27 protein-coding genes and 1 tRNA gene are annotated in these 24,958 nt (G+C 70.6%); 12 read left to right on the top strand and 16 right to left on the bottom strand.

Annotated elements, in window-relative coordinates; all coding sequences use genetic code 11:
- Window positions 1-92 precede the first annotated feature (92 nt).
- On the bottom strand, window positions 93-800 hold the full coding sequence (locus tag OG943_RS38100) for a hypothetical protein (RefSeq protein ID WP_328605762.1): 708 nt from the start codon (window positions 798-800) through the stop codon (window positions 93-95).
- A 160-nt stretch (window positions 801-960) separates the two neighbouring features.
- Window positions 961-1,794 carry an SDR family NAD(P)-dependent oxidoreductase gene (locus OG943_RS38095; protein WP_328605761.1) on the bottom strand — a complete coding sequence of 278 codons (834 nt, stop codon included), beginning with the start codon at window positions 1,792-1,794 and terminating at the stop codon, window positions 961-963.
- A 69-nt stretch (window positions 1,795-1,863) separates the two neighbouring features.
- On the opposite strand from OG943_RS38095, the gene OG943_RS38090 reads away from it, so the two are divergent.
- On the top strand, window positions 1,864-2,622 hold the full coding sequence (locus OG943_RS38090; RefSeq protein ID WP_328605760.1) for a trypsin-like serine peptidase: 759 nt from the start codon (window positions 1,864-1,866) through the stop codon (window positions 2,620-2,622).
- Between the two features lie 24 nt (window positions 2,623-2,646).
- Window positions 2,647-2,874, top strand: a complete 228-nt coding sequence (locus OG943_RS38085) for an RNA-binding S4 domain-containing protein (protein WP_328605759.1) — start codon at window positions 2,647-2,649, stop codon at window positions 2,872-2,874.
- Between the two features lie 129 nt (window positions 2,875-3,003).
- On the opposite strand, the gene OG943_RS38080 is transcribed toward OG943_RS38085, so the two are convergent.
- The gene (locus tag OG943_RS38080; RefSeq protein ID WP_328605758.1) at window positions 3,004-3,948 is read right to left on the bottom strand and encodes an Ldh family oxidoreductase; all 945 of its coding nucleotides are present in this window, start codon (window positions 3,946-3,948) and stop codon (window positions 3,004-3,006) included.
- A 99-nt stretch (window positions 3,949-4,047) separates the two neighbouring features.
- Between OG943_RS38080 and OG943_RS38075 the strand changes: the two genes are divergently transcribed.
- From OG943_RS38075 to OG943_RS38065, 3 genes are all read left to right on the top strand, one after another.
- Window positions 4,048-4,329 carry a DUF2277 domain-containing protein gene (locus OG943_RS38075; RefSeq protein ID WP_328605757.1) on the top strand — a complete coding sequence of 94 codons (282 nt, stop codon included), beginning with the start codon at window positions 4,048-4,050 and terminating at the stop codon, window positions 4,327-4,329.
- Between the two features lie 406 nt (window positions 4,330-4,735).
- The gene (locus OG943_RS38070) at window positions 4,736-6,115 is read left to right on the top strand and encodes a hypothetical protein (protein WP_328605756.1); all 1,380 of its coding nucleotides are present in this window, start codon (window positions 4,736-4,738) and stop codon (window positions 6,113-6,115) included.
- A 54-nt stretch (window positions 6,116-6,169) separates the two neighbouring features.
- A complete protein-coding gene (locus OG943_RS38065; protein ID WP_328612374.1) occupies window positions 6,170-6,352 on the top strand; it encodes a hypothetical protein in 183 nt (60 codons plus the stop codon).
- Here OG943_RS38065 and OG943_RS38060 read toward each other — a convergent pair.
- Window positions 6,328-6,885 carry an NUDIX hydrolase gene (locus tag OG943_RS38060; protein ID WP_328605755.1) on the bottom strand — a complete coding sequence of 186 codons (558 nt, stop codon included), beginning with the start codon at window positions 6,883-6,885 and terminating at the stop codon, window positions 6,328-6,330. The two genes, OG943_RS38065 and OG943_RS38060, sit on opposite strands and share 25 nt — an antisense overlap.
- Window positions 6,886-7,003: 118 nt before the next feature.
- On the opposite strand from OG943_RS38060, the gene OG943_RS38055 reads away from it, so the two are divergent.
- Window positions 7,004-7,092: transfer RNA gene (locus OG943_RS38055), tRNA-Ser, on the top strand.
- 192 nt (window positions 7,093-7,284) lie between these two features.
- On the opposite strand, the gene OG943_RS38050 is transcribed toward OG943_RS38055, so the two are convergent.
- Complete coding sequence (locus tag OG943_RS38050) at window positions 7,285-7,809, bottom strand: MarR family winged helix-turn-helix transcriptional regulator (protein WP_328605754.1); 525 nt, start codon at window positions 7,807-7,809, stop codon at window positions 7,285-7,287.
- Window positions 7,810-8,348: 539 nt separating this feature from the next.
- Here OG943_RS38050 and ypfJ point away from each other — a divergent pair.
- A complete protein-coding gene (ypfJ, locus tag OG943_RS38045; RefSeq protein WP_328605753.1) occupies window positions 8,349-9,278 on the top strand; it encodes a KPN_02809 family neutral zinc metallopeptidase in 930 nt (309 codons plus the stop codon).
- A gap of 148 nt (window positions 9,279-9,426) precedes the next feature.
- Here the strand turns inward: ypfJ and OG943_RS38040 are convergent, their stop codons facing one another.
- On the bottom strand, window positions 9,427-10,317 hold the full coding sequence (locus OG943_RS38040) for a transposase family protein (RefSeq protein WP_328603197.1): 891 nt from the start codon (window positions 10,315-10,317) through the stop codon (window positions 9,427-9,429).
- A gap of 157 nt (window positions 10,318-10,474) precedes the next feature.
- Window positions 10,475-11,980, bottom strand: coding sequence for a M28 family metallopeptidase (locus OG943_RS38035; protein WP_328605752.1), 1,506 nt, complete (start codon window positions 11,978-11,980; stop codon window positions 10,475-10,477).
- Window positions 11,981-12,063: 83 nt separating this feature from the next.
- Between OG943_RS38035 and OG943_RS38030 the strand changes: the two genes are divergently transcribed.
- Complete coding sequence (locus OG943_RS38030) at window positions 12,064-13,041, top strand: NAD(P)H-quinone oxidoreductase (RefSeq protein WP_328605751.1); 978 nt, start codon at window positions 12,064-12,066, stop codon at window positions 13,039-13,041.
- A 102-nt stretch (window positions 13,042-13,143) separates the two neighbouring features.
- Here the strand turns inward: OG943_RS38030 and OG943_RS38025 are convergent, their stop codons facing one another.
- The gene (locus OG943_RS38025; RefSeq protein ID WP_328605750.1) at window positions 13,144-14,343 is read right to left on the bottom strand and encodes a cysteine desulfurase-like protein; all 1,200 of its coding nucleotides are present in this window, start codon (window positions 14,341-14,343) and stop codon (window positions 13,144-13,146) included.
- Window positions 14,344-14,455: 112 nt separating this feature from the next.
- Between OG943_RS38025 and OG943_RS38020 the strand changes: the two genes are divergently transcribed.
- Window positions 14,456-15,052, top strand: a complete 597-nt coding sequence (locus OG943_RS38020) for a bacterial proteasome activator family protein (RefSeq protein WP_328605749.1) — start codon at window positions 14,456-14,458, stop codon at window positions 15,050-15,052.
- A 304-nt stretch (window positions 15,053-15,356) separates the two neighbouring features.
- On the opposite strand, the gene OG943_RS38015 is transcribed toward OG943_RS38020, so the two are convergent.
- The 4 genes from OG943_RS38015 to OG943_RS38000 are packed head-to-tail and all read right to left on the bottom strand — an operon-like array spanning window position 15,357 to window position 18,799.
- Window positions 15,357-16,505, bottom strand: coding sequence for an epoxide hydrolase family protein (locus OG943_RS38015; protein ID WP_328605748.1), 1,149 nt, complete (start codon window positions 16,503-16,505; stop codon window positions 15,357-15,359).
- 54 nt (window positions 16,506-16,559) lie between these two features.
- A complete protein-coding gene (locus tag OG943_RS38010; protein ID WP_328605747.1) occupies window positions 16,560-17,072 on the bottom strand; it encodes a hypothetical protein in 513 nt (170 codons plus the stop codon).
- Window positions 17,073-17,081: 9 nt separating this feature from the next.
- Window positions 17,082-18,056, bottom strand: coding sequence for a PseG/SpsG family protein (locus OG943_RS38005; RefSeq protein WP_328605746.1), 975 nt, complete (start codon window positions 18,054-18,056; stop codon window positions 17,082-17,084).
- Window positions 18,053-18,799 (bottom strand): cytidylyltransferase domain-containing protein, encoded by a 747-nt coding sequence (locus tag OG943_RS38000; protein ID WP_442874833.1) that lies wholly within the window; start codon window positions 18,797-18,799, stop codon window positions 18,053-18,055. The genes OG943_RS38005 and OG943_RS38000 overlap by 4 nt, the downstream gene beginning before the upstream one ends.
- Window positions 18,800-18,839: 40 nt before the next feature.
- Between OG943_RS38000 and pseB the strand changes: the two genes are divergently transcribed.
- Together pseB and OG943_RS37990 are read left to right on the top strand one after the other, a co-directional pair.
- Entirely contained in the window at window positions 18,840-19,823 is a 984-nt protein-coding gene (gene pseB / locus OG943_RS37995) for a UDP-N-acetylglucosamine 4,6-dehydratase (inverting) (protein WP_328605744.1), read from the top strand.
- Window positions 19,816-20,961 carry a DegT/DnrJ/EryC1/StrS family aminotransferase gene (locus tag OG943_RS37990; RefSeq protein WP_328605743.1) on the top strand — a complete coding sequence of 382 codons (1,146 nt, stop codon included), beginning with the start codon at window positions 19,816-19,818 and terminating at the stop codon, window positions 20,959-20,961. Before pseB ends, OG943_RS37990 begins: the two co-directional genes overlap by 8 nt.
- 58 nt (window positions 20,962-21,019) lie before the next feature.
- On the opposite strand, the gene pseI is transcribed toward OG943_RS37990, so the two are convergent.
- The 4 genes from pseI to OG943_RS37970 all read right to left on the bottom strand — a co-directional run bounded on the left by pseI (window position 21,020) and on the right by OG943_RS37970 (window position 23,847).
- On the bottom strand, window positions 21,020-22,069 hold the full coding sequence (gene pseI / locus OG943_RS37985; protein ID WP_328605742.1) for a pseudaminic acid synthase: 1,050 nt from the start codon (window positions 22,067-22,069) through the stop codon (window positions 21,020-21,022).
- 32 nt (window positions 22,070-22,101) lie between these two features.
- On the bottom strand, window positions 22,102-22,641 hold the full coding sequence (locus OG943_RS37980) for a GNAT family N-acetyltransferase (RefSeq protein ID WP_328605741.1): 540 nt from the start codon (window positions 22,639-22,641) through the stop codon (window positions 22,102-22,104).
- Window positions 22,638-23,084 (bottom strand): hypothetical protein, encoded by a 447-nt coding sequence (locus tag OG943_RS37975; protein WP_328605740.1) that lies wholly within the window; start codon window positions 23,082-23,084, stop codon window positions 22,638-22,640. Before OG943_RS37975 ends, OG943_RS37980 begins: the two co-directional genes overlap by 4 nt.
- A 133-nt stretch (window positions 23,085-23,217) precedes the next feature.
- Window positions 23,218-23,847: a hypothetical protein gene (locus OG943_RS37970; protein ID WP_328612257.1), complete on the bottom strand. Its 630-nt coding sequence runs from the start codon at window positions 23,845-23,847 to the stop codon at window positions 23,218-23,220.
- Window positions 23,848-23,991: 144 nt separating this feature from the next.
- Here OG943_RS37970 and wzm point away from each other — a divergent pair, with 144 nt between their 5' ends.
- Window positions 23,992-24,957, top strand: coding sequence for a galactan export ABC transporter permease subunit Wzm/RfbD (gene wzm, locus OG943_RS37965; protein ID WP_328605739.1), 966 nt, complete (start codon window positions 23,992-23,994; stop codon window positions 24,955-24,957).
- Window position 24,958 lies beyond the last annotated feature (1 nt).

The following is a 24,958-nucleotide window of genomic DNA, read 5'->3' as shown; positions in this document are numbered from 1 at the left end:
GCCCGAAGTCCGTTAAGGCCTCCTTACCCGCGTCCGACGCGGGTAAGGAGGCCTTAACGGAACTCAGGAGCGGCAGGAGCGGCGGCTCGGGGTCAGCGACCGCCGGCCATGCGGTTCGCCAGGTCGGCCCACTGGTCCATGTACTGCTGGAACGCGTTCGCCGACGTCGGGCTGGCCGACGACGGGGCGGGCTTGGTGTCGACGCGCGCGGTGTCCTCGTCGTCCTGCGAGGACGACGCCCGCGACGTCGGCGGCTTCACCGGGTTGTGCTTGACCGGCTTCGACGGGGACGGCACCGGGACGTAGACCGTCACCGGCGCGGCCGCCGGAGCGGCAGCCGGGACCGCGACGGGCGCGGGCGCCGGCTGGGGCGCGGGCTGCTGGGCCACCGAGGTGCGCTGGTCGGCCTGCGCGACGGCGTCGTCGGCCGAACTGGTCAGCAGGCCGCCGCCGAAGAGACCGCCGGCCAGCCAGCCGAGGGCGACCAGGGCCAGCGCCGCGCTGCCGCCGACCCACGCGCGCTTCCGGCGGCGGACCACGACGGCTCGCGGCCTCGAGCCGACCAGGGTCTCGCCGGCCAGCGCGGCACCGGCGGCACCCGCGGCCGCCGCGCCGGGGCCCGGGCGCAACGTCACGCCGCCGGGCACGACCGGGATCGGCTGGGTGGCGTCGATGTCGGTGTCCTCGGGGCTGCGCCGCCCGCGGGGCAGGCTGGCCGCGATGATGCCGGTCCGGTCGAGCAGGTCCGCGGCGGCGCGGTCGGCGTTCGGCGTCGCACGGCGGTCAGCGGTGCGGAGCATCGGGGAACCTCCGGGGGACGGGCACGCGGCTAGACGTCAGCATTCTGATGCATTTCCGACGAGGTTGTCAGGAACTCAACTCCATTGGGTGACAGGGCCATTCCGCTGCGCATCCGGCCGGGTTCGGGCTTCCGCACGTCGACCTGGAAAAACCGCCGTTTCAGTCCATCCCGGCCCGCTTGAGGCCGAACCGCGCCAAAGTCGCGAGGGGGCGCTGGTACGCCGAGCCCAGCACCCGCGGGATCGCGTCCAGCACGTACGCGTCCGGGCCGATGAGGATCCGGGCGGAGCGCCGTTCGACCCCGCGCAGGATCGTCCGCGCGGCCTTCTCCGGTGTGGTCATGGCTATTTTCTCGAAGCCCACCGCCGCGGACTCCTTGTCGTCGTCGGCCCCGCCGCGCGAGTGCCGCACGATGTTGGTCTTGATCCCGCCCGGGTGCACGCAGCTGACGCCCACCGGACGCCGGGCCGCCAGCATTTCTTCGCGCAACGCCTCGGTGAATCCGCGAACGGCGAACTTCGCCGCGTTGTAAGCGCTCTGTGACGGCACTCCGATGAATCCGAACACGCTGGAGATATTCACCAGGTGCCCGTCGCGGGAAGCGATGAGATGCGGCAGGAACGCCTTTGTGCCGTTCACCACACCGCCCAGATTGATGCCGAGCAGCCAGTCGAAGTCCTCGAAGCTCATCTCCTCGACGGTGGCGCCCAGCGCGACGCCGGCGTTGTTGACCACGAGGTTCACCTGGCCGAAGTCGGCGACGACCTCGTCGGCGTGCGCGAGCACGGCCGCGCGGTCCGCGACGTCCAGTGCGTACCCGCGCGCCTCCGCGCCCCGCTCGTTCGCCGAGGTCACCGTCTCGGCGAGCGCTCCGGCGTCCACATCGGACAGTGCCAGGCGGGCGCCGCGCAGGGACAGCTCGAGGGCCAGTGCCCGGCCGATGCCCGAGCCCGCTCCGGTGATCACCGCGACCTTGTGCGCGAAGTTCTTCATCGGCCACTCCCCACGTCGGGTCCAGGAATTTGGATACTAGTGGGGTCACGATCAACTGGGAGGCCGGAAGTGCGACGCGCACGTGTGGTGGTCACGATCGGCACTGTGGTGGCGCTGAGCGCGACCGGGACCGTCGTGGCCGGGGCCGGCAACCGGCTCTCACCTGCGGATTCGGCGACGGCCAGGCCGCTGTCCGCCGACGCCGTCGGAGCGCTGTTCCTCGACGGAACGCACTACTGCACCGCCAGCGTCGTGCACAGCGGCCGGGGCGACGAGCTGCTCACGGCCGCGCACTGCCTGCACGACGGCGAGGGCGGCGACTACATCTCCGGCGTCAAGTTCGCGCCCGGCTACCGCGACGGCGTCGCGCCGCTCGGCTTCTGGGACGTCGCCGACGAGCTGGTGTCGCCGGGCTGGACGACCGTGTCCGACCCCAACCTCGACGTCGGCTTCGCCACCGCCCACCAGACCGGCGAGACCCGCCCGCTCGAGGCGGTCACCGGCGCGAACCGGCTCGGTACCGGCGGGCCGTACGAGCGGCCCGTGAGCGTGACCGGCTACCCGGAAACCGAGGAGGCGCCCGCCGTCTGCACCACGACCTCGACCCAGCAGGACGATCGCCAGCTGCGCGTGGACTGCCCCGGCTTCGCCACCGGGACCAGCGGCGGGCCGTGGGTGACGGACCGGGACCCGGACACGAAGCTGGGCACGGTGATCGGCGTGGTCGGCGGTTACGAGTACGGCGGCGACACCGACGACGTCTCCTACTCCAGCTACTTCGGCGACGACGTCGCCGAGCTCTACCGGCAAGCCACCTCACGGCCGTGACCGCCGATGGCGGATGATCGGCGGATGAGCGAGCCCGTGCGCGACGTGCCCATCACCGGTGAGCCGATCCGGCTCGGCCAGTTCCTGAAGCTGGCCGGCCTCGCCGAGGACGGCTCCCACGCCAAGGACCTGCTCGACGCCGAGGAGGTCACGGTCAACGGCGAGCTGGAGACCCGCCGCGGCCGCCAGCTCTCCGACGGCGACGTGGTGGCGGTCGGCCCCGAGCGCGGCCGGGTCACGCTGGTCAGCTGAGCCCGGCGCGCCCGGCTCTCCAGCGCCCCAATGTGGCGTTCGGTGCGTCCAACGCACCCAATGTGGCGTTCGGTGCGTCCAACGCAACCAACGCCGCATTGGGGCGCATTGAGCGGCGGCCGGAGCGCATCACTCGACGCTGGTCAACGGCGGCAGCCCCAACCCAGCCGCCAGCGAGTCCAGCTGACGGCGGACCGGTGCGCTGAGCGGGACGCCCAGCGCGCGGCACTGTTCGAGGTACTGGGCCTCGCGCCAGCCCGGGTAGCGGATGGGCGCGCCGCCCTCCCAGCCGAGCATGCTGCCGAACAACGCGCTGGCCGTCCGGTAGAAACCGTCGGCGCTGCGCAACGTGGTCGGCGCGATCGCCATCACCAGCAGGCCCGTGTCGTGGTCGTGGTCGGCGACGCCGGAGAGCACGCCGGCCAGCACGTCCACGAGCAGGGCGAAGCCGGCGAACGCGGGATTGCGGGCGGCGTCGGCGATGTCGACGTCGAGCACGAACTCCGGGTACGCGCCGGCGGGCGCGGCCATGCCCAGCGGGTGCGCGGGGTGCTCCTCCGCCCCGCCCGCGGCCATCACCAGGCCGATCATCCCGTGCGGCAGCGCCCGGGCGGCGTGGTGCCCGACCCGGCCGAACGGCCCGACCCCGCGCAGCGAAACCAGCCCGACGCCGAACCGCCCGGCCCGCACGATGGCGCGGTCCATCGCGTCACCCACGGCCCAGAGCCCCGGCGCGCGCCGGTAGTCGAGCAACGCGGCGGCGCCACGGTCGGCGATCATCAGCGGCTCGGCGCGCGGGCGCACGTAACCGCTTTCCACGGCGGGCAGGTGGACGCTGGTGAGTTCGGAGACGCCGGAGTCGGACGAGCCGGTGAGGTCGCCGTGGCACAGCGCTTCGGCGGCCATACGGGCGCGGGGCTCGGGAAAGTCGTGCGCCATCAGGACGAGCGAGACGAGCGTGACCAGTTCGTCGGCCGGAACACGCTGCCAGACCTGTTCGGGAATCGGGGTGTCTTCGGGGATTTCGGCGGCGGCGGGGCGGGCATGACGCAACGAACGTGGTCTGAGGGGCACTTCATCGAGACTGCCCAAGGCCGTCTCGCGACGTCAACGAGGTTGGCCCGACTGTGTGATGAGGCCTTGAGCCCTCCGGAGCGACGTACCCTGAGGCCCATGTGCCGAAACATCACCACGTTGCGCGGACTCGATCCCGCTGCGACCACGGAGGAGATCGAAGCGGCGGCGCGCCAGTACGTCCGCAAGGTGACCGGCGTGCAGTCGGTTTCGGACGCCACCCGCGCCCCGTTCGAGTCAGCGGTCGCCGAGATCGCCACCATCACCGCCCGGCTCCTGGCCGACCTCCCCGAGCGCCGCCAGCCCCCGCCGACCGTCCCGCCGCTGCGCCGCCCGGAAGTCCGCGCGCGGATGGCGCTGAAGGAACTCAAAAAGCCCTGAGCAACGGTGACCACCCGCCACCGCCGGCAGTCCTCCGGGCGGGCCCGTTGGGTTTGATCTGGGTCTACGGCCACCGCCACGGGCGTGGCTGACGACAACGTTGTCCTGCGGTGGAGACGCCGGGCCACCCGATCGCGCGCGCATTCGTCGAGCAGCATCCCGGACACCGGATGCGCCGTCCCGGGACGCGGGGCGAGCCGGTCGTGCCGGTGGCAGGCCGCGATCGAGGTGAAGAGCCCGGGTATCCACACCGGACTGCCGTTCGCTTGAGCCGTAACGGATTCGGGGACCGGTCCCGAGGCAGCGCGCTTGAATGCCTTGCGTACTGGCGTTTTCGGACGCCAAACCGGATGCGGAAGGACAAATACCCATGACCAGCACTCGCCCAGAGGGGTTGGACAGGGAGATGACCCCACCCCCGGCCCTGCAGAACCCGGCCCGCCGCCAGCGGCAGGTCGCGCTGCCACTGGCGGTCGCCACGGTCCTCGCGGTCACCACTGCCGGCCTGACCACGCAGACCGCCGCCGCGGCCACAAGCGACAACAGCGACAATCCGGGCAACGGCGCACATTCCTCGCACGGCCGGGCGCCTCGGCCGCACGGCGGACCGGCCCGGCAGCGAATCCACTGGACGTTGCCGTCCGATGATCGGGGCCGCGGCGCCGGCCGGCCGCTCTCGGGTCCGCAGGACACCAAGAACACCGATGAGTTCGACGGGAAGTCGAACATGCCCGGCGGGTCCGGGGAAACTCTTCGCGAGGTCGCCGCCCGTCGGGGCGAGGGAATCGCGAACGCGGTGGGCACGGCGGGAAACAACATCAAGCCCAGCGCGATCACCAGCACTCCGGCCGAGGCGCCGAACCCGCCGGTGACCGGGCCGGTGAGCTCGAAGGCGGTCATCGGCGCGATCGGCGCCAGTCTGCTGGCCCAGCGGGCCGCGGAACTCGGCAAGGCCGGCTACTTGCGGATGGTCGGCCGGCCCCCGGAGCCGTCGGCGTCGGACGTCGCCAAGGCGAACCGCACGGCCACCGACGAACTCACGAAGTCGCTGGGATTGTCGGACCGGCAGATGGGCCTCAGTGTCGAGCAGTTGCGACAGCAGCAGCAGCTGCGGGAACAGCAGCAGCGGCAGCAGAACTACGGTCGTGCGCCGGAATCGGCTGGGCAGCAGCAGCCTTCGCAGCAGCCGCAAGCCAAACCGTCGGCGGCTGAGGAAGAGGCCGCGGCGCAGGCGAACGCGGCCGCGGCGGCGCAGAAAAGCGCGAATCTGAACGCGCAGTCCGCCAGCCTGAAGGCCGCGCAGGCCGAGAGTGCGCAGCGGCAGCAGGCGAATGTCGCCGAGATGCAGCGGCAGAACACCCAGGCGCAGCAGCTGGAGAAAACCCGGCAGGCGCAGGAAGTCGCCACCGAGAGCCGGCAGCAGGCTCTTGCGCAGCAGGCGCAAACCCAGGCGGACAACGCGGCCGCCGAGCAGCGGACCGCGGCCGAATCAGCGGCCCGGCTGCAGGCGGAGCAGCAAGCGGAGGCCGCGGCCCTCGCCCGGCCAGGCGCCCGGGCCGCAACCGGGGCCGGGAAAGCGGCCGAGGAGGAAACCCCGGCCGCAGCCGAGGAACGCGAGCGAGGCGCGTCCGAAGAAGGCGAGCGGTCCGGGGCGAAGGCACCGGAGGAGGAAGCTCCGGCGTCCCCGGTGAAGGACACCGAACCGATGATCGAGGACGGGGTTCCCTCGGCCAGGAACGTGTCTCCCCAGGAGCTCATGGGCCTGATCACCGGCGGAGAGGAATAAGCCGACCGACTGCTGCGCGTCAGCCCTGAGCTGGCGCGCAGCAGGTCGATCCCCGTGAAGCTCGACGACCTCATCAACGGCAAAGACGCGCTCGCCCAGCTGTCTGACGCGGTGTACGCCGGTCAGCTGGGCGAGCCGACCGACCACCTGATCGGCCCCTTCGCGGACCAGGCCCGGCGCCTCGTGGACGGAAATCGGCGCCGGCCTGCTCCTCAGCGGTGGAACGCGAGGACGTGAAGTAGCGCCACCTGAGACGCCGCGCCGACGATCTCGCCTTTGGCAATGCGATCGCGGACCGTGTCGAGCGGAATCCACTCGACCCGCTCGGCCTCGTTGATGTCCGCCGGCGCACCGATGTACTCGGACCGTCGAGCCACGTACAGCCGGTTCTCGGCGTCGGCACTGCCGACGATGGGTTGCAACGAGCCGAGCGGCTCGACATCGAGCGGCCGCCAGCCGGTCTCTTCCTCGACCTCACGCGCCGCGGTCACGGCCGGATCCTCGTCCGGGTTGACATAGCCGCCGGGCAGCTCCCACACCCACCGATCGATGATGAAACGGTGCCGCCACAGCATGAGCACCCGGTCTCGATCATCAAGAACGGCCATCATCGCGGCCGGGCGAATCCGGAACACCCACTGCTCGAACTTCACCCCATCGGGCAGCTCGACCGACGCGATACTCACGCGGTCACGACGCGTGTCGTCGACCAGCCGCTCACCGTGGATCTTCCAGCGCGTCAACTCTTGCCCGTCGGGTTCCGGCGCCACGGGGTAGATGCTACGGCGAACAACCCGCTTCGCAGCGTCGCGCAGCACTCGCGCTCGCGTCGGCAACTGCGCTTGCCGCATGCCTGACGGCGAGTTGGGATCGGCTACCCTGGCAGGCGGTAGCGTGTCCGAGCGGCCGAAGGATCATGTCTTGAAAACATGCGAGGGTTCTGCCCTCCGCGGGTTCGAATCCCGCCGCTACCGCCAAACTTCGGTGGCCGGCGCAAAGTAGCTGGTCACTACCGCTTCCGCCGGGAGCGGGCACTGCGGAGCGGTGCGCGCCGAGCGACGATTGCCCGGACGCCTTGGGTGGGCATGCGCGACTTCTTCGTCCACCAGCCATCGCCGCCACTCGCGCCTGAGCGTTCCCCACTCGCCGGGCGCGTAGTCGTCCTCAGCTCACCAACCTGGTCTCGTGGTGGCACCAGGCGAGCCGGGAGGGAAAGCACGGCCGTTGTCCGGGTCGTGCAGGTGTTCGAGGACGCGGGTGAAGACCGCGCCGACCACGGACTGCTCCTCGGGGGTCAGCAGGTCGATGAGGTGTTCCCGGGCGCCGCGGACGTGGGTGGGGGCGGCCGCGTCCAGGAGGGCCTGGCCGGCTTCCGTCAGCTGGGTCAGTACGCCGCGCTTGTCGTCCGGGTCCGGGGCGCGGCGGACGAGGCCGGCCACCTCCAGTTTGCTGATCTGGTGCGAGAGCCTGCTCTTGGTCGACCCGAGCTGGTCCGCCAGCTCCGACATCCGCGCCTGCCCGCCCGGCGCCATGCTCAGGCAGACGAACACCTCGTAGTCCGCGAGTGACACCGCGTGGCCCTCGGTCAGCTCGCGGTGCAGGCGCTGGCGCAGCCGGAGCGTCGCGACGATGTAAGCCTGCCAAGCGTCCTGCTCGACGCCGTTCAGCCAGCGCACGCCCTGGTCGTCGGTCATCTACGAAGGGTAGAAGGCACGTCCTGAGGGCGCTCGGCGCGGAGTCCTTTACGGCGTTCAGTGAAAAGCCCGGGGCAGAATCGCCCGAAGGGGGATCACGAAACGGTTGAGACTCGCGCCGAAGAAGCGCATTCTGCTTGTCAGCGGATGGGTTGATCAGGTATCGAGGCGAGCCGCCAGTGGCGCGCCGGAACCGGTTTCCCACCCGGGAGAGGCCAGGTGGTGGCGTGGCAGGTGATTTCCGCGGTTGACCGCCCGCTGTATCCCGCGGCCGGCACGGCACTGTTCCGGTTCGGTCGCGATGGTGAACAGCAGGAGTGGGCTTCTACGGTGCGCTCGGTTTCTTCCTCGCGCATCCGACGTCGCCAGTGGCGTTGTATCTCCTCGCGGCCTCGGCACCGCGACGGCAGCGCCGGACGCCGGCCCGGCTGGTGGCCAACCGCCCGGTAATTGAAAATCTCGTGAGTACCTGGGTGCGGCCCGCAGCGCAAAGGGCCGCACCCAGGCTTGTGTCCGCCCCGCCCGTTACGCTTCGGCTCGTGCGATTCGACGACAACGCGGGGCTGGACACCTCCGAGGTCCAGGACATGCGGGGCAGCGGTGGCGGCGGCGGTGGGATCGGCGGCCGGGTGGCGATCGGCGGTGGCGGGATCGGCCTGGTCGGCCTCGTCATCTACTTCCTGATGTCACAACTCGGCGGGACGAGCCTCGGCCCGAGCGCCGCGAGCGGGCTGGGGCTGGGCAACCTCGGGTCCGGGCAGCAGGTGGACAGCACCACCCTGGCGCAGAAGTGCCACACCGGCGCGGACGCCAACCGCGACCACGACTGCGCGATCGTCGCCGTGGTCAACTCCGTCCAGGACTACTGGACACAGGAGTTCGCTCGCTCCGGCCGGACCTACAAGAAGGCGCCCACCCGCTTCTTCAGCGGCGGCGTCCGGACCGGCTGCGGCAGCGCGACGTCGGACACCGGGCCGTTCTACTGCCCCGCCGACTCGGACGTCTACATCGACCTGTCCTTCTTCGACGAGCTGAAGTCCCGCTTCGGCGCGCAGGGCGGCCTGTTCACGGAGTCGTACGTGCTCGCGCACGAGTACGGCCACCACGTGCAGAACCTCAACGGCACGTCGAAGCAGGGCACGGGCACCGGCCCGAAGTCGGGCTCCGTCCGGCTGGAGCTGCAGGCCGACTGCTACGCCGGCGTCTGGGCCAACCACGCCACGACGACCCCCACGGAAAGCGGGAAACCGCTGGTTCAGGACATCACGCAGGACGACATCTCCCGCGCGCTGGACACCGCCTCCCGCATCGGCGACGACTACATCCAGACCAAGCTCGGCAGCGGCCAGGCCAACCCGTCCAGCTTCACCCACGGCACCTCAGCGCAACGCGAGAAATGGTTCACCACGGGCTTCCAGACCGGGCTGCCCGCCCGCTGCGACACCTTCGGGACCAACAACCTCGGCTGACCACCGCCCGGAGCGCCCCAATGTGGCGTTCGGTGCGTCAGACGCACCCAATGTGGCGTTCGGTGCGTTCAACGCAACCAACGCCACATTGGGGTTGTTTCATCGTGGTTTGTGCTGGTCAGGCTGGGTTGACTGATCGTGGTAACCGTCAAACCGCGGCGGGCCGGGCAGTGTCGCGGACGCTCTGCTCGTGCTCCACAAGCACGAGCAGAGCCCGCACCAACGTCGTGACATGACGGGCATCCATCCGAACCTTGGTCAAAATCCGCCAAGCTTTCAGGGCGGCGAAGCCACCCTCCACCGCACAGCGCATCCCGCTGAACGCCGCGTTCGCCTGCTTCTGCCCCGTCGTCAACGGCCGGTTGGCCTGAGCTTTGTACGGCGTAAGCACGATCTGCTCACACAACCCACCACACCGAAAGCAGTCGCGGGTGTCGCGGACGTCTTTGTGCCAGCCATGGAAACCCTTGTCGCCGGCCGGGGTCAGATCGTGCTCATGCAACCGGTCACGGACCCGCAACCGACGTGCAGCGGTGATATCGGCGGTCTTACCCGCCAGGACCGCCGACACCCACAGCAACCGGCCCTGTTCATCGCTCAGCCCGAGCACCACCAGCCCGTGTTGTTTGTGTTTACCGCTGTAATTGGGTCGGTTGGCGGTGCCGGCGCGGCGACGGGTCCGGATCAGCGTCCCGTCCACCAGCACCACCACCGCTGCCTGGGCGGCCAGCCGCCGCAGGACCCGTCCCAGCCGTCGGGCCCGGGCGGCGAGCAGCGTGATGACTTCCAGCACCCAGCGCCGCACCGTGCTCGCTGAGACACCGTTACCACCGCTGATGTCGGCCAGGCGCTGGTCGTGGCGCAGCACCGCCAGCACCACCAGCGCCTGCCCGGCAGGGCCGGCTTTACGCCACCGCGACCGCATCTGCCGGCGACGGGTGCGGATCAACTCGGCGACCATCTGCAGGGTCTGTCGCGACAGGGGAAGGGTGACCTGATAGGAAATGGGGTCGAAGCCCTCGGCGGGTTGTTGACTCACATCTCGATCTTGCCGAGGGCTTCACTCATGCCCGGGACGCCACACCGTCCCGCCACCACTTCCTGCCAGACCAACCGAAACGACCTCGCCTCACCACCGCCACCAGCCACAACCACGATGAAACAACCCCATTGGGGCGCTTCAGGACAAGGGCGGGCTACGCGGCCAACGCGTCACCCGCGGCGGCCTGGTGCCGAGCCGCCGGACGCTGCTTCTTCGCCTTCCCGGCCTTCCCCGAGGCGACGCCGTTCACGCTCTCCGTGCTGGTCGCGTAGACACCAAGCGCCCAGGCCACACCGTCGGCGTTGCGTTCCAGGGCGACGCGGTCGATGTTGCCCAGGTTGTCGCACGCCTGGTGGTAACACGGGTCGAACGCGACGCCCGCCGTGCCGCCCCACTTGGCGGCCTGCGCTGGGGTCTTCAGCACCTCCGCGCCGGTGTCCAGGCCGCCCGCCGGGATGCCGGCGGCGATGAACTCGCCGTAGTCCGAGCGGCCGGTGAAGTCGGTGCCCTCCGCCGAAACGCCGCGCGAGGCCAGGTAGTCGACGAAGGTCTTCTCGATCTGGCCCGAGCCGTACGGGCCGGGGCCGGAGCCGACGCCGTCCGAGTTGTCGCCGTCGTAGGCGAAGTAGCCGGCGTTGGGCGAGCCGATCATGTCGAAGTTCAGGTACAGCGCGATGTCCAGCTGCTGCTCGAAGGGCAGCGAGTCCACGTAGTACGTCGAGCCCACCAGGCCGAACTCCTCGGCGCTCCAGAACCCGAAGCGCACGGCGTTGTTCACCTTCGGCTTGCCGCCCAGCTGCAGCGCGGTCTCCAGCAGCGCCGCGGAGCCCGTGCCGTTGTCGTTGATGCCCGGGCCGGCCGGGACGCTGTCGAGGTGCGAGCCGAGCATCACGACGTTGTCCTTGCGCCCGGTCTTCGTCTCGGCGATCACGTTGTAGCTGGTACGCGCCTCCTGGAACGTCCGCAGCTCCAGCGTCACGCTCGCACCGTCCTTGGCCGCGAGCGCCTGCCCGTCGGCCTGCGAGACACCGCCGGTGGGGATGCGCGCGCCCGCCGGGTCGCCGAGGGTGCCGTTGAGGGGGCCAGGCTCGTTGTTGGCGACGATCGCGCCGATCGCGCCCGCGTCGGCGGCCGCCTGCTGCTTCTGCGCGAACGAGCAGGAACCGCGTTGCACCAGCGCGATCTTGCCGGTGACGTCGCCGTAGTCGGCGGCCTCGCAGCCCGGGGTGGCGTCGACCGGGACCACCGCGAGCGGCGCCGTGACCCCGCCGACCGGCGTCGACGGGCTGTACTCCATCGCGGTCACGGGCACGTCGGTGCCGGCCACGACGAGCTTCTCCGCCAGGGTTTCGTTGTAGGTGAAGGGAAACTCCTGCCGCGTGACGGTGTAGCCCGCGGCCTCCAGCTTGCCCGCGATGTACTCCGCGGACTTCTTGTGCCCCTCAGTGCTCGCCGCGCGCGTGCCGCCGTTGGTGTCGGCGAACCGCTGCAACGCGATGAGGTGCCGGTTCACGCCGTCCAGCCCGACCTTCTTGGTCAGCTGCTTCGCGAGCGCGAGGTCGTCGCCCTTCGCCGCCGTGGCGGGGGCCGCGCCGAGCGCGAGGGTCACGCACGCGGCCAGCACCACCGGCGGAATGAGTCTCTTTCGGCTTAATGACATGGTTGCTCACCTTTATGTGCTGTGTCCGGTCCGTCAATGCGGCATTCGGCGGATCGCCGCGCCCGGGGGATACAGTCGGCGGCATGTACGCGATCACGATCCGTGAGCCAGGTGGGCCCGACGTACTCGAATGGACCGAGGTCCCCGACCCCCGGCCCGGACCTGGGGAAGTCCTCATCGACGTCGCCGCGAGCGCGGTCAACCGCGCCGACCTCCTGCAGCGCCAGGGCAACTACCCGCCGCCGCGCGGGGCGAGCGAGGTCCTCGGCCTCGAGTGCTCCGGCGTGATCGCCGAACTGGGCGAGGGCGTCGAAGGCTGGAACGTCGGCGACGAGGTCTGCGCGCTGCTCGCGGGCGGCGGCTACGCCGAGAAGGTCACCGTCCCGGCCGGCCAGGTCCTCCCGGTCCCGGCCGAGGTGGAGACCCTCGCCGCCGCCGGGCTGCCCGAGGTCGCCTGCACGGTGTGGGCGAACGTCGTGATGCACGCCGGCCTGCACGAGGGCCAGGTGCTGCTGGTGCACGGCGGCGCGGGCGGCATCGGCACGCACGCGATCCAGGTCGGCAAGGCGCTGGGCGCCACCGTCGCCGTGACCGCGGGCTCGGCCGAGCGGCTGGAGAGCTGCCGCCAGCTCGGCGCCGACATCACGATCAACTACAAGGAGCAGGACTTCGTCGAGGTGCTGGCGAAGGAGACCGGCGGCGCGAACGTCATCCTGGACAACATGGGCGCGAAGTACCTCGAGCGCAACGTCGACACCCTGACCATGGACGGCCGCCTGATCGTGATCGGCATGCAGGGCGGGGTGAAGGGCGAGCTGAACCTCGGCAAGCTGATGGGCAAGCGCGCCAGCGTGTTCGGCGCCGGCCTGCGCGCGCGGCCACTGGACCAGAAGGCCGCGATCGTCGCCGACGTCCGCCAGCGGCTGTGGCCGCTGGTGGAGCAGGGCTCGGTGAAGCCGATCGTCGGCCAGGTCGTGCCGATGGCCGAGGCCGCGTCCGCGCACCGGATGCTCGAAGAGGGCTCCGTGTTCGGGAAAGTGCTGCTGGCGGCCAAGTCCTGACCTGAGCCTGTTCCCTGAAGGCCACCATGAGGGCGGATATGTCCCTGAAGGTGGCCTTCAGGGACATGTCGCCGGAACCGGCCCGCCGCAAACGAGCGGTAGTCAGCGGAGTTCTTCGAGTACCCGCACCAGCTGGTTGATCTCGAAGACGTTGGAGTAGTGCGCGAGCCCGATGCGCACCGCCCCGCCCACCTCGCCGACGCCCAGCGACGCGAAGACGCCGCTGGAACCGTCGTCGGCGAAGGCGCACAAGCCCTGCGACGCCAGGTACTCCGCGACCTCCGGCGACTTCTTGCCGGCGACGGCGAAGGCGAGCGCGGGGATACGGCGCATCGCGTCGCCGATCACCATGATGTGCCGCAGCGAGCGCAGCTCCGTGGACAGCTGGGCCAGCAGCCCGGCGTGGTACGACTTGGCCGAGCCCAGCGACGTCACGAGCCGCTCGCGCCGGGAGCCGGAGGCCGCGTCGTCGAGGCCGGCGAGGTAGTCGATCGACGCGACGAGGCCCGCGAGCAGCGGGTGCGCGTGCGGCCCCAGCTCCAGCCGGGCCGGGCCGCGCGCGCCCGGGTCGAGCGAAACCGACGAGATCCGTTCAAGCATCTCCGGGTCGCGGAACACCAGCGCGCCCACCGACGGCCCGCCCCACGCCTGCGCGGACACGACCATCACGTCCGCGCCCAGCTCGGCGAGGTCGAGCGGCACGAACGGCGCCGCGTACGTCGCGTCCACCACCACCAGCGCGCCGACGCGCTTGGCGAACTCGATCACCGTCGGCACGTCCGGCCGGGTCCCGACGGACCCTGACGCCAGCGTCACGGTGACCGCCTTCGTCCGCGCGGACACCAGGTTCTCGTACTGCCACGCGGGCAGCTCGCATGTCTCGATGTCGATCTCGCCCCAGCGCACCACGGCGCCCACGCGCTTCGCGGCGCGCTGCCACGGCGCGAGGTTCGCCTGCTCGTCGAGGCGGGACACGACGACCTCGTCGCCGATCGTCCAGCGCTCGGCGAGCGCGTCGACGAGCCGGCGCAGCATGACGGGCGCGCTGGGACCGAGCACAACGGAGGCCGGTTCCGCCCCGACCAGATCTGCCACGGCCCGCCGAGCCGCGGTGACAATGCTCTCCGCACGCTGTGAGGCCGGAAACGCTCCGCCCGGCCCGGACACCGGGGCACGCATCGCCGTGGACACGGCCGAGGCGACCTGTTCCGGGACCAGCATTCCGGCGGCGCCGTCGAAGTGAATCCAGCCGTCACCCAGCGCGGGGAACAACCCACGGATGCGAGCGACGTCAAACGCCATGTGGACACCGTACGGACGTGCGGTTTCGCGGTTTCCTCGGGGTTGGGTGGGAGCCGACCCCGCCGCCGGATTGCCGCTACCCTCGGACCTGCACCACGAGTCAGCAACGGGGATGGAGCACATGAGCGAGCCGAACTACCGGGAATCGGGCACAGCCGGTAACGCGGGAGCCGATTCTTCACCCCACGTAATGGTCGTCGGGCCGGACGGGGTCCCGGTCGGCGCCGCGCAGCTGCCGCTCGAGGGCGAAGAAGTCGAGGGCATGGGCGACCTGGTCGAAGAACCGGCCAAGGTCATGCGCATCGGCACCATGATCAAGCAGCTGCTGGAGGAGGTCCGCGCCGCGCCGCTGGACGACGCGAGCCGCAACCGCGTCCGCGAGATCCACCAGACCTCCGTCCGCGAGCTGCAGCAGGCGCTGGCCCCGGAGCTGAAGGACGAGCTGGAACGCCTCGTCCACCCGTTCAACGAGAACTCGACCCCCTCGGACGCCGAGCTGCGGATCGCGCAGGCCCAGCTGGTCGGCTGGCTGGAAGGCCTGTTCCACGGCATCCAGACGGCGCTGTTCGCCCAGCAGATGGCCGCGCGGGTCCAGCTGGAGCAGATGCGCCGGGGCCTGCCGGCGGGTTCTTCGCCGGCGGCCATGCCGGGGCGGCCGGGCTCCGAAGGCCACGGGCCGGGGATCACCGGGACCGGGCAGTACCTCTGATCTCTGATTTTCGTGCCCTGAAGGCCACCATGAGGGCAGGTACGACCCTCATGGTGGCCTTCAGGGCGGCACCGGTCGCTGGCCTGGGCGCGGGGTGTCACCCCCCCCCGTTAACCAGGCAAAACGTCTGACTGTGGCTGACAGCGCCTGTCGGCTCTAGTCACCCTCCCGCGTACCCGGTGCGTACCGGTACACGGGCGATGAGGATCGAGGGTGGCGCCACGCCGAAGCAATAGCCGTGTCTGACCAGGTCAGCGGCTATACCCGTCCGTATGGTGGCCTTCAGGGCGGCTCAGCTGAGGCGTCACAAGGCGGCGAAGAACTTCCGCAGGTCGCCGATCAGGAAGTCGGGCTGTTCGAGCGCCGGGAAGTGGCCGCCGCGGTCGAACTCCGTCCAGTGGACGATCTTGTCCGCGCGCTCGGCGAGGTGGCGCAGCGGCAGGCCGATGTCGTCGGGGAACACGGCGACGCCGGTGGGCACGGTGCTGGGCGGGACCGGCGCGCCCCACGCGCCTTCGAGGTCGGCGTAGATCCGGGCGGACGAGTTGGCCGTGCCGGTGAACCAGTAGATCGAGACGTCGGCGAGCAGGTCGTCGCGGTCGATCACGTCGTGGTCGGCGTTCGAGAACGAGCGGAACTTCTCCGCGATCCACGCCAGCTGGCCCGCGGGTGAGTCGGTGAGGCCGTACGCAAGCGTTTGCGGCTTGGTGGACTGGATCATCGCGTAACCCGTGCCGGTGTACTGGAACGCCCGCGACTTCCCCAGCGACCGCTCCGCCTTGGCCAGCTCGGCGCCGGAGAGGCCCTCCAAGTCGGCCTCACTCCGCGTGACGGCCGTCGGCAGCATCGTCACGTGCGCGCCGAGCACCCGCTCCGGGAACTGGACGGCGAGCTCGCGTGAGATCAGGGCGCCCCAGTCGCCGCCGTGGGTGCCGAACCGCTCGTACCCGAGGCGCGTCATCAGCTCCGCCCACGCCCGCGCGCCCCGCGACGGCCCCCACCCCCGGTCCTTCGTCGGCCCCGAGAACGCGAACCCGGGAATCGACGGCGCCACGACGTGGAACGCGTCCGCCGGGTCCCCGCCGTACGCGCGGGGGTCCGTGAGCGGCCCGATGACGTCCAGGAACTCGACGATCGAGCCGGGCCACCCGTGCGTCAGCACCAGCGGCGTGGCCTCCGGCTCGGGCGAGCGAACGTGCAGGAAGTGGATGTTCGCGCCGTCGATGGCAGTGGTGAACTGGGGAAACGCGTTGATCCGCTCCTCCTGCGCCCGCCAGTCGAAGCCCAGCCGCCAGTACTCCGCCAGCTCCCGCACCGCGTCGACGGGGATCCCCAGCTCCCAGCCCGGGTCGTCGATCTGGTCGGGCCACCGCGTGCTCGCGAGCCGCCGCCCGAGTTCGTCGAGGTCAGCTTGCGGGACGGCTACGAGGAAGGGCGTGAGGTCGTTGCTCATGCCGCTCACGCTAGGGCGGGTCGAGGACGGTTACGGTCCTCGATCGCGGACTTTTCAGTCGCCTACGCACCGCACGGAGTACCCGGGCCTGAGGTAGCCCTCCGCGATCACCGGGCTGTCGATCCGCCCGGCTGCCAGCTCGGTCCAGAACGCGCCGAAACCCCCGGGGAACTCCCACCACTCCGCGCTCTCGAACACGGCGATCGTCCATTCGCCCGGCCGCCCGGCGGTGCGCCAGAAGTAGTCCGCGCCGTCGTAGTCGGAGCCCCAGGGCAGCAGGCCACCGGGCTCGGGGAACAACGGGTAGGGCACCGCTTCCGGGAACTCGCGACGCCCTCCAGCGAACGCCTCGAGCACGTCCTTCCCGCACTCGACGAGCTTCGACGTCGTGTTCTTGCTCAACGGGTGGCGGATGACGAACTGCGAGTCCAGCTCCAACGCCGGGTAGGCGTCGGCGTAGGCGCGGTAGTCGGCGGGCAGCGGGGCGCCGTAGGCGGCTTCGACCTCCGCCCAGTCGATCGTCTGCGGCTCGGCGCATTCGGTGCCGAAGATCTCCGCCAAGTCCATGGGCGTCCCTTACAACGAGGCGACGACGTCGAGCACGCGGTCCGCACCCAAACCGTCCACAGTAGACATAGCGGACTTAGTCAAAGCAGCCCGCAGCGAGGCGTCCGACAGCAGCTCCCGCAAGGCATCGGTCACCGACGGAAGGCGGGCGTCCAGCGTGGCCGCGTCGCCCACGCCCGTGGCGAGGCCCAAGGAGAGGGCGGCGCGGTAACCCGGCGCCTGGTTGTCCACGAGTTGCAGCGCCGCCGTCGGGACGCCGAGGCAGCACAGCTCCAGGAAGGTGACACCCGCGGCGCTGATCGCGACGTCCGTCGTCGCCAGCAGGTCCAGTAGGCCCGAGTGCGGGGCGGCGACGCGGATCGACTGGCCATCCACCAAGGACGGCACCGAGGGCTCGCCGCGGACGAGGGCGTCGGCGGTGAAGGGCAACGACGTGTCGCGAAGCGCGCGTAGCAGTGAGGACACCGTCGACGCCCACTCGGCGCCCCCGCCCAGGACGACGGTGACGTGCGGGGGCGAGCCAGGAGTCCGCGAAGCACGCAGAGCGCGCGTACGCAGCACGACGTCGCGAAGCGCCGTGAACTCGACACCGCGCAGCAGAACACCCGAACCGTCCGCAGGCCGCGACGACGGCGTGAACCCGCTGTCGACGACCACGTCCGCCGACCGCCGGCCGAAGGTGTCGTCCTCGATGGACACCAGCACGGCGCCGGCGGCGTTGACCTCGGCCCGCACGTCACCCAGCCCGTAGTGGTCCACCAGGACAGCGTCGAATCCGGAAGCCAGCGACGCCCACGAGGACACCGGCAGCCGCGACACCGACAGCTCGGAGAGGCGCGAAGCCAGCCACTCCGCGTTGTCCGTGTCTCCGGCGAAGGCCACCTCCCAGCCGCGAGACACCGCGCGCTCCGCGTACGCGACAACCCGCGAGATGTGGCCCGCGCCGATTGTCGGAGAGGCGTCGGCGCGAAGCAGCAGCCTCACTGGCCGACCTTCTTCTGCTCGACGTGCGCGTTCAGCGCCACCAGATCCGGCCGCGAGCGCAGCAGCGACACCACGGAACGCCACTCCCCCGGCCGGTCGCCCAGCTCCGCGACGACCGCTGAGATCAGCTCCCAGTCCTCGGCCGTGTCGAGGGTCACCCGCAGGTCGTCGGCCGGCGGGCTCACCACCACGCCGGTGCACGAGTACGGCGAGGGCTGCCGGTAGATCGCGGACGTCACGTGCTCGCGGTCCGGCCCCGCCGCGGACGAGACCTGCTCGGTCAGCACCTCCGCGCGCACCAGCTCCGCGTCGAAGCCGCGCGGCAGGGTCCGGACCAGCGTCGTGCTGACGTAGTCGAGCGACGGCTCCGCGCGCCACACAGCGGCCAGCCTGCCGATCAGGGCCGGGTCCACCAGCGGGCAGTCGGCGGTGAGCCTGATCACGGCGTCAGCCGGGTACCGGTCCAAAGCCACGCCGAAGCGCGCGACCACGTCGTCGAGCGGTCCGCGCGCCACGAGCGCCCCGCACCGCTCGGCCTCGGCCGCCACCGCGTCGTCGTCCGCGGCGTCCGAAGTGGCCACCACGACCTGGTCGACGCCGGGTGCCGACGCCGCCGCGCGCACCACCCAGCCGAGCACACTGCGCCCGGCGAGCGGCCGCAGCACCTTGCCCGGCAGCCGGGTGGACGAGGACCGGGCCTGGATCACGGCGTTGACGCCGAGGCCTTCACGCATGGGTGACATGATGGCCTGCGGCAACAGCCCCGAAACGCGGAGGTCACCGATGTCCGAGCTGGATGGCTCCAGCATCCTGCTCACCGGCGGGACCGGCTCCTTCGGCAAGGCGTTCATCGCCTATGCCCTGGCCGAACTGAACCCCAGCCGGCTGGTCGTGCTCTCCCGCGACGAGCTCAAGCAGTACGAAGCGCGCCAGCTCTTCGACGACGACCCGCGGCTGCGCTGGTTCATCGGCGACGTGCGCGACCGCCGCCGCCTCGAGCGCGCCATGCACGGCGTCGACTACGTCGTGCACGCCGCCGCGCTCAAGCAGGTGGACACCGGTGAGTACAACCCGTTCGAATTCGTCCAGACCAACGTGATGGGCTCGCAGAACGTCATCGAGGCCGCGATCGACACCGGGGTGAAGAAGGTCGTCGCGCTGTCGACCGACAAGGCCTCCAGCCCGATCAACCTCTACGGCGCCACGAAGCTGTGCGCCGACCGCATGTTCATCAGCGGCAACCACTACGCGGCCGCGCACCCCACGCGGTTCTCCGTGGTGCGCTACGGCAACGTGATGGGCTCGCGCGGCAGCGTGATCCCGTTCTTCCGCAAGCTCGCCGAGCAGGGCGAGTCGCTGCCGATCACGCACAAGGACATGACGCGGTTCTGGATCACGCTGCCGCAGGCCGTGCGGTTCGTGGTCGACTCGTTCGACCAGATGCACGGCGGCGAGCTGTACGTGCCGCGCATCCCGAGCATGCGGCTCGTCGACCTGGCCCAGGCCATCGCGCCGGGCTCGGCGATGCACGAGGTCGGCGTGCGGCCGGGCGAGAAGCTGCACGAGGAGATGATCGCCCCCGACGACGCGCGCCGGACGGTGCAGCTGCCCGACCGCTACGTGGTCCAGCCGCACCTCGCGGGCTGGGGCTACGAGCCGCCGGCCGACGGCAAGCCCATGCCGGAGGGCTTCGCCTACCGCTCGGACAGCAACGACCTGTGGCTCGAAGCGGACGAACTGCGCGAGCTGGTCGAGCAATATGCCTGACGGGAACGCGTTCCTGCCCTACGGCCGCCAGTCCGTCACCGACGAGGACATCGCCGCCGTCACCGAGGTGCTGCGCGGCGACTGGCTGACCACCGGGCCCGCCGTGACCCGGTTCGAGGCCGACCTGGCGGAGCACACCGGCGGCACGCCGGCCGTCGCGGTCACCTCGGGCACGGCGGCGCTGCACGTCGCGTACGCCGCGGCCGCGATCAAGCCCGGTGACGAGGTGGTGACGTCACCGATGACGTTCGTCGCCACCGCGGCCACCGCCGCACTGCACGGCGCGAAGGTCGTGTTCGCCGACGTCGAGCCGGACACCGGCAACCTCGCGGTGGACGCCGCCGCGGCCGCCGTGACCGGGCGGACGAAGGTCGTCGCCGCCGTCGACTACGCCGGGCACCCCGCGGAGCTGGACGCGCTGGCCCGTGTCGCGCACGACGCGGGCGCGCTACTGCTGGAGGACGCCGCGCACTCCGTCGGCGGCGCATGGCAGGGCCGTCTGGTCGGCTCGATCGCCGACCTGACCACGTTCTCCTTCTTCCCCACCAAGAACCTCACCACGGCCGAGGGCGGCGCGGTCGTCACGGCCTCGCCGGAGCTGCTGGCCAGGGCACAGGGCTTCCGCAACCACGGCCTGGTCCGGGACAAGGCCCGGCAGCGCACCCCGGACGAGGGCGGCTGGCACCAGGAGGTGCACGAGTTCGGCCTGAACTACCGGCTGCCGGACGTGTTGTGCGCGCTGGGCAGCAGCCAGCTCAAGCGCTTGGCGGAGTTCAAGAAGCGCCGCGCCGAGATCCACGCGCGCTACAACGCCGCGCTGGCGGACGTCGATGGCGTCCTGACCCCGCCGTCCCGCGACGGCGCGGACCCCGTGTGGCACCTGTACCCGCTGCGGGTGCTGGACGGCCGCCGTCGCGAGCTGTTCGACCACCTGCGCGGCCTCGGCATCGGCGTGCAGGTCAACTACATCCCCGTGTACTGGCACCCGGTGTTCGAAGACCTCGGCTACCGCCGCGGCCTGTGCCCGAACGCCGAGCAGTACTACGAGCAGGAGTTGTCACTGCCGCTGTTCCCGGCGCTGACAGACGCGGACGTCGACCGGGTCGTGGACGGAGTGCGCGCCTTCTTCGGCGCCTGACTCCACAGAGCTCGTGAGTGTTCATGACGGTTAGAACCGTCATGAACACTCACGAGTCCTAGATCAGGTCCCAGGTCAGCGCCGTGCCCCTGGCGGCGTCCACGCGGAACGCCCGGCCCAGCACCGTGGTGATCTCGGCCGGGGCGAGTCCGCCCGCGGGGCGGATCGAGCGGACGTTGTCGTTCGTCACCGGATCGCCCGCACGCACGTCCTCGACGACGTAGAGCGAGCGGCGCAGGCGCAGGCCCTCCTTCTCGCTCTCACGCGGGCCGATCACGGCACGGCCCAGCGCCTCCCACGCGCGGTGGCTCTCCACCACCAGCGACGCCAGCTCGGCGGGCTCCAGCGAGAACTCCGAGTCGACGCCGCCGTCCGCGCGCGCCAGCGTCACGTGCTTCTCGATCGCGACCGCGCCCATCGCGACGGCCGCCAACGGAGCCCCGATGCCCGGCGTGTGGTCCGAGAGGCCGACGAGGGTCCCCGTCACGCCCGCCAGCACCGGCAGGCCGCGCAGGTTGCTCTCCGACGGCGACGCCGGGTAGCTCGCCGTGCAGCCGAGCACGATCAGCTGGTCGTTGCCCGCGTCGCGCGCCGTGCGCACGGCCGCGTCGATCTCCGCGACGCTCGCCATGCCGGTCGAGATGATCAGCGGCTTCCCGGTGCGCGCGCACAGGTCGATCAGCGGCAGGTCGACGATCTCCGAGGACGCGATCTTGTACGCGGGCGCGTCCAGCGACTCCAGCAGCTCCACGGCCGTCGGGTCGAACGGGCTGGAGAACACCTCCAGGCCGCGCGAGCGGGCGCGGGCGAAGATCGGCTCGTGCCACTCCCACGGGGTGTGCGCCTTTTCGTACAGTTTGTACAGGTTTTCCCCGCCCCACAGGGAATGCGAGTCGCCGATCCGGAACGCCGGGCCGTCGACGTCGATGGTGATCGTGTCCGGCCGGTAGGTCTGCAACTTGACCGCCTGCGCGCCGGCGTCGGCGATCGCGTCCACGATCGCCAGCGCGCGGTCGAGGTCCCCGTTGTGGTTGCCGGACATCTCGGCGATCACGAACGGCGGACGGTCCGGGCCGATGAGGTGGGCGCCGATGCGGACTTCGGACATGGGTGACGTCCTCCCGGTGGTGCGCGTGCTGGTCACGTATGAGTCTTACGCAGCCACCGGAAGCCGTCCCCGGCGGGCGCCGACTCCCGGTAGCCCGCGCGCTCGAACAACGCCGCCGACGCCGCGTTGTCCCGATGCACCGAGGCGAGAATCGCGCGCACATCCTGACGTTCGGCCAGCACCCGCTCACCTTTGGTAAGGACAGCGCGCGCCAGGCCACGACCGCGGCTCTCCGGTGCGAGGGTGATGCTGACCTCCCACTCACCCGGCCGCTCCCGGTCGAACCGCGCGGCGTCGAACTGAGAGGTGTCGAACTGCGAGGTGTCGAAACGCGCGGTGTCGAAAGGCACGGCGTCGAACCGCACCGTGCCGACCGGCTCGCCAGCCGCCTCGACCACCAGCAAAAGCCGGTCCGGCGACGCCAGCACCCCGCGCAGCCAGCGCACGTGGTCTTCCAGCGCAATCACGTCCGACGTGCGCGAAGCCAACCGCGTACGCGGATCGTTGCGCCAGGCCAGCAGCAGCTCCGCGTCCGCCTCCGTGGCGTCGCGGGCGAGCAGGTCCGGCGTCACTGAGCCGACGGCGCCAGGTGGTCCTCTTCGAGGCGGCGCAGCCGGTCCTCGTACCGGGAGATCCCGGCGAGCCGGATGCGGATCTGCGCGTGCTGGCGCTGGATCTCTTCGACCAGCGAACGCGCGTCCGCCGTCTCGGCGGAATCGGCGCGCGGCACCAGCACCAGCGACTCCCGCAGCGTCTCCAGCTGCGCTTCCTGCGCGGCGATGTGCGGGATGATCCGGTCGAGCTCGGCACGCGTCCAGCGCAGGTCGCCCTGCGCGTCGCCGAGGCCCTTTTCGGCCCCGTCGAGCCGGCGCCGGTGGTCGGCCGTGGCGTGCTCGAGCTCGTTGACGCGGTGGTTGAGCTCACGGATGACGTCGCGCGTCCGCTCTTCGATGCGGAAGTCGATGAGCCGGGCGAACCGGCCGATCAAGCCGGAGCGGATCTTCTGAACTGCCATGGGGAACGGTTCCTTAGCGGTGTACCTGAAGGATTGGGCACTGAAGTCCATTGGGCCCTGAAGTCAATTGGGCACTGAAGTCAATTGGGCACTGAAGTCGATTGGGCCCTGGAGTTAATTGGGCAGAGTGCGCTCAGCGCAGGAGAACGGTGTTTCCGGTCTTCGTCCACGAGTCCAGCAGCCTGCCCTCCGCGGCGATCTGGTGTTCGGGGCCCACGATGCAGGAGTCGCCCGCCGCGTGCTCCCACGAGGTCTGCTCCGGGTTGTCGATGAAGGAGAACCCGGTGAGCACCAGCTGCGCGTCGGGGAACGAGGTCCGCGCGATCCAGGCGGCCAGCGTGCCGGTCGTCGACCAGGTCGGCTCCGTGCGCGAGGGCAGGCCGAGCTCGTCGGACAGCGGCAGCACCACGTCGCGGTTCGACACCGGCACCGGGCCGAGGTCCGCGGGCCACCAGCCAGGGACCGCCTCGGGCTCCCAGTGCAGCCGCCCCGGCTCGACCAGCAGGTAGAGCCGCCTGCGGTAGTCGCGGAAGACGTGGGGGGTGGCGCGCAGCGCGCGGTTGAAAACCACCGCGTGCACCTTGCGGCCCGTGGTCTCGGGCCCGTCCGGCTCGTCGACAATGAAGCCGTTCACCCGGATCACGAGGTCACAGTCGTCCACGGCCTTGGCCCGCGCCGGATCCGGCGGCAGCGGCTGGTTGCCCACCACTGCCACCGACTGCGGGTCGGACCGGTCGGCGTACGCCGCGAGAAGATCGACCATCAAGCTCGCCGCACTGAGAGCAGCAGTCATAAGGCAAGAAACTACCAGGACACACGTTGCGCCCAGTGCCGTATCGCCCGGTTCGCGCAGCGGCTGGGCCGGGGCGGCCCGACGGCGTCACATCCCATCGGTACCCTCGTCCTCGTGCATGCGACCAGCACGGTTCACGTAGCCGAAACCGAGGTTCCGACACCGGTACCGCCTGCGTCGGACCGCAAAACGTTCTCCAAGGCGATCGCCGACATCAGGGAGGGTCTCGCCGCCCGCGAGCTGTGGACCCACCTGGGCTGGCAGGACATCAAGCAGCGCTACCGCCGCTCGGTGATCGGTCCGTTCTGGATCACCATCAGCCAGGGCGTCATCGCGCTGGGCCTCGGCCTGCTGTATTCACAGCTGTTCAACACGCCCATCCAGGTGTTCCTGCCCTACCTCTCCACCGGCTTCATCATCTGGGGCTTCATCCAGGGCTGCCTGAGCGAAGGCATGGAGACGTTCATCGCGAACGAGGGGATGATCAAACAACTCCCCGCGCCGCTGAGCGTTTACGTGCTGCGCACGGTCTGGCGCCAGATCCTGCTTCTGGCGCACAACCTGATCGTCTACGTCGTGCTGATGGTCATCTTCTTCAGCGCCCTCGACAAGCCGTACTCGCTGGGCAGCAAGGAAGGCTTCCCGCCCGGGGCGTGCGCACCGGGCCTGTTCTGCCACCCGGGCCTGAGCTGGAACATCCTGCTCGCCATCCCGGGCTTCATCCTGCTGGCGCTGACCGCGGGCTGGGCCGCGCTGCTGCTTGGCATCATCTCGACCCGCTTCCGCGACATCCCGCAGGTGATCAACTCGCTGATCCAGCTGATGTTCTACGGCACGCCGATCGTCTGGCCGGTCGACCAGCTGATGACCGGCGGCTCGCGCCAGAAGCTCGACTGGATCCTGCCGGTCATCAAGGCCAACCCGCTGTACCACTACATGCAGGTGACCCGGGCCCCGCTGATCGGGCAAGCCGTCGGCTGGACCAGCTGGGCCATCGTCGGCGGGCTCACGATCGTCGGCTGGGCACTGGCGCTGGTCGCCATGCGCAATTACCGCTCCCGCGTCTCGTATTGGGTGTGAC

It is taken from the genome of Amycolatopsis sp. NBC_00345, from assembly GCF_036116635.1.
In the GTDB taxonomy this organism is placed as follows: Bacteria; Actinomycetota; Actinomycetes; order Mycobacteriales; family Pseudonocardiaceae; genus Amycolatopsis.
This window is presented reverse-complemented; position numbering and strand designations above follow the sequence as displayed.

Excerpts from the sequence above, each read along its gene's own strand:
- OG943_RS37970 (WP_328612257.1), bottom strand. The coding sequence starts at position 23,847 with ATGGTCGATCTTCTCGCGGCGTACGCCGACCGGTCCGACCCGCAGTCG.
- OG943_RS38025 (WP_328605750.1), bottom strand. The coding sequence starts at position 14,343 with ATGGCGTTTGACGTCGCTCGCATCCGTGGGTTGTTCCCCGCGCTGGGT.
- OG943_RS38010 (WP_328605747.1), bottom strand. The coding sequence starts at position 17,072 with ATGGACTTGGCGGAGATCTTCGGCACCGAATGCGCCGAGCCGCAGACG.
- OG943_RS38100 (WP_328605762.1), bottom strand. The coding sequence starts at position 800 with ATGCTCCGCACCGCTGACCGCCGTGCGACGCCGAACGCCGACCGCGCC.
- OG943_RS38000 (WP_442874833.1), bottom strand. The coding sequence starts at position 18,799 with ATGTCACCCATGCGTGAAGGCCTCGGCGTCAACGCCGTGATCCAGGCC.
- OG943_RS37990 (WP_328605743.1), top strand. The coding sequence starts at position 19,816 with ATGCCTGACGGGAACGCGTTCCTGCCCTACGGCCGCCAGTCCGTCACC.
- OG943_RS38085 (WP_328605759.1), top strand. The coding sequence starts at position 2,647 with ATGAGCGAGCCCGTGCGCGACGTGCCCATCACCGGTGAGCCGATCCGG.
- OG943_RS38035 (WP_328605752.1), bottom strand. The coding sequence starts at position 11,980 with ATGTCATTAAGCCGAAAGAGACTCATTCCGCCGGTGGTGCTGGCCGCG.
- OG943_RS38070 (WP_328605756.1), top strand. The coding sequence starts at position 4,736 with ATGACCCCACCCCCGGCCCTGCAGAACCCGGCCCGCCGCCAGCGGCAG.
- OG943_RS38095 (WP_328605761.1), bottom strand. The coding sequence starts at position 1,794 with ATGAAGAACTTCGCGCACAAGGTCGCGGTGATCACCGGAGCGGGCTCG.
- pseB (WP_328605744.1), top strand. The coding sequence starts at position 18,840 with ATGTCCGAGCTGGATGGCTCCAGCATCCTGCTCACCGGCGGGACCGGC.
- pseI (WP_328605742.1), bottom strand. The coding sequence starts at position 22,069 with ATGTCCGAAGTCCGCATCGGCGCCCACCTCATCGGCCCGGACCGTCCG.
- OG943_RS38015 (WP_328605748.1), bottom strand. The coding sequence starts at position 16,505 with ATGAGCAACGACCTCACGCCCTTCCTCGTAGCCGTCCCGCAAGCTGAC.
- OG943_RS38020 (WP_328605749.1), top strand. The coding sequence starts at position 14,456 with ATGGAGCACATGAGCGAGCCGAACTACCGGGAATCGGGCACAGCCGGT.
- OG943_RS38050 (WP_328605754.1), bottom strand. The coding sequence starts at position 7,809 with ATGACCGACGACCAGGGCGTGCGCTGGCTGAACGGCGTCGAGCAGGAC.
- OG943_RS38030 (WP_328605751.1), top strand. The coding sequence starts at position 12,064 with ATGTACGCGATCACGATCCGTGAGCCAGGTGGGCCCGACGTACTCGAA.
- OG943_RS37975 (WP_328605740.1), bottom strand. The coding sequence starts at position 23,084 with ATGGCAGTTCAGAAGATCCGCTCCGGCTTGATCGGCCGGTTCGCCCGG.
- OG943_RS38075 (WP_328605757.1), top strand. The coding sequence starts at position 4,048 with ATGTGCCGAAACATCACCACGTTGCGCGGACTCGATCCCGCTGCGACC.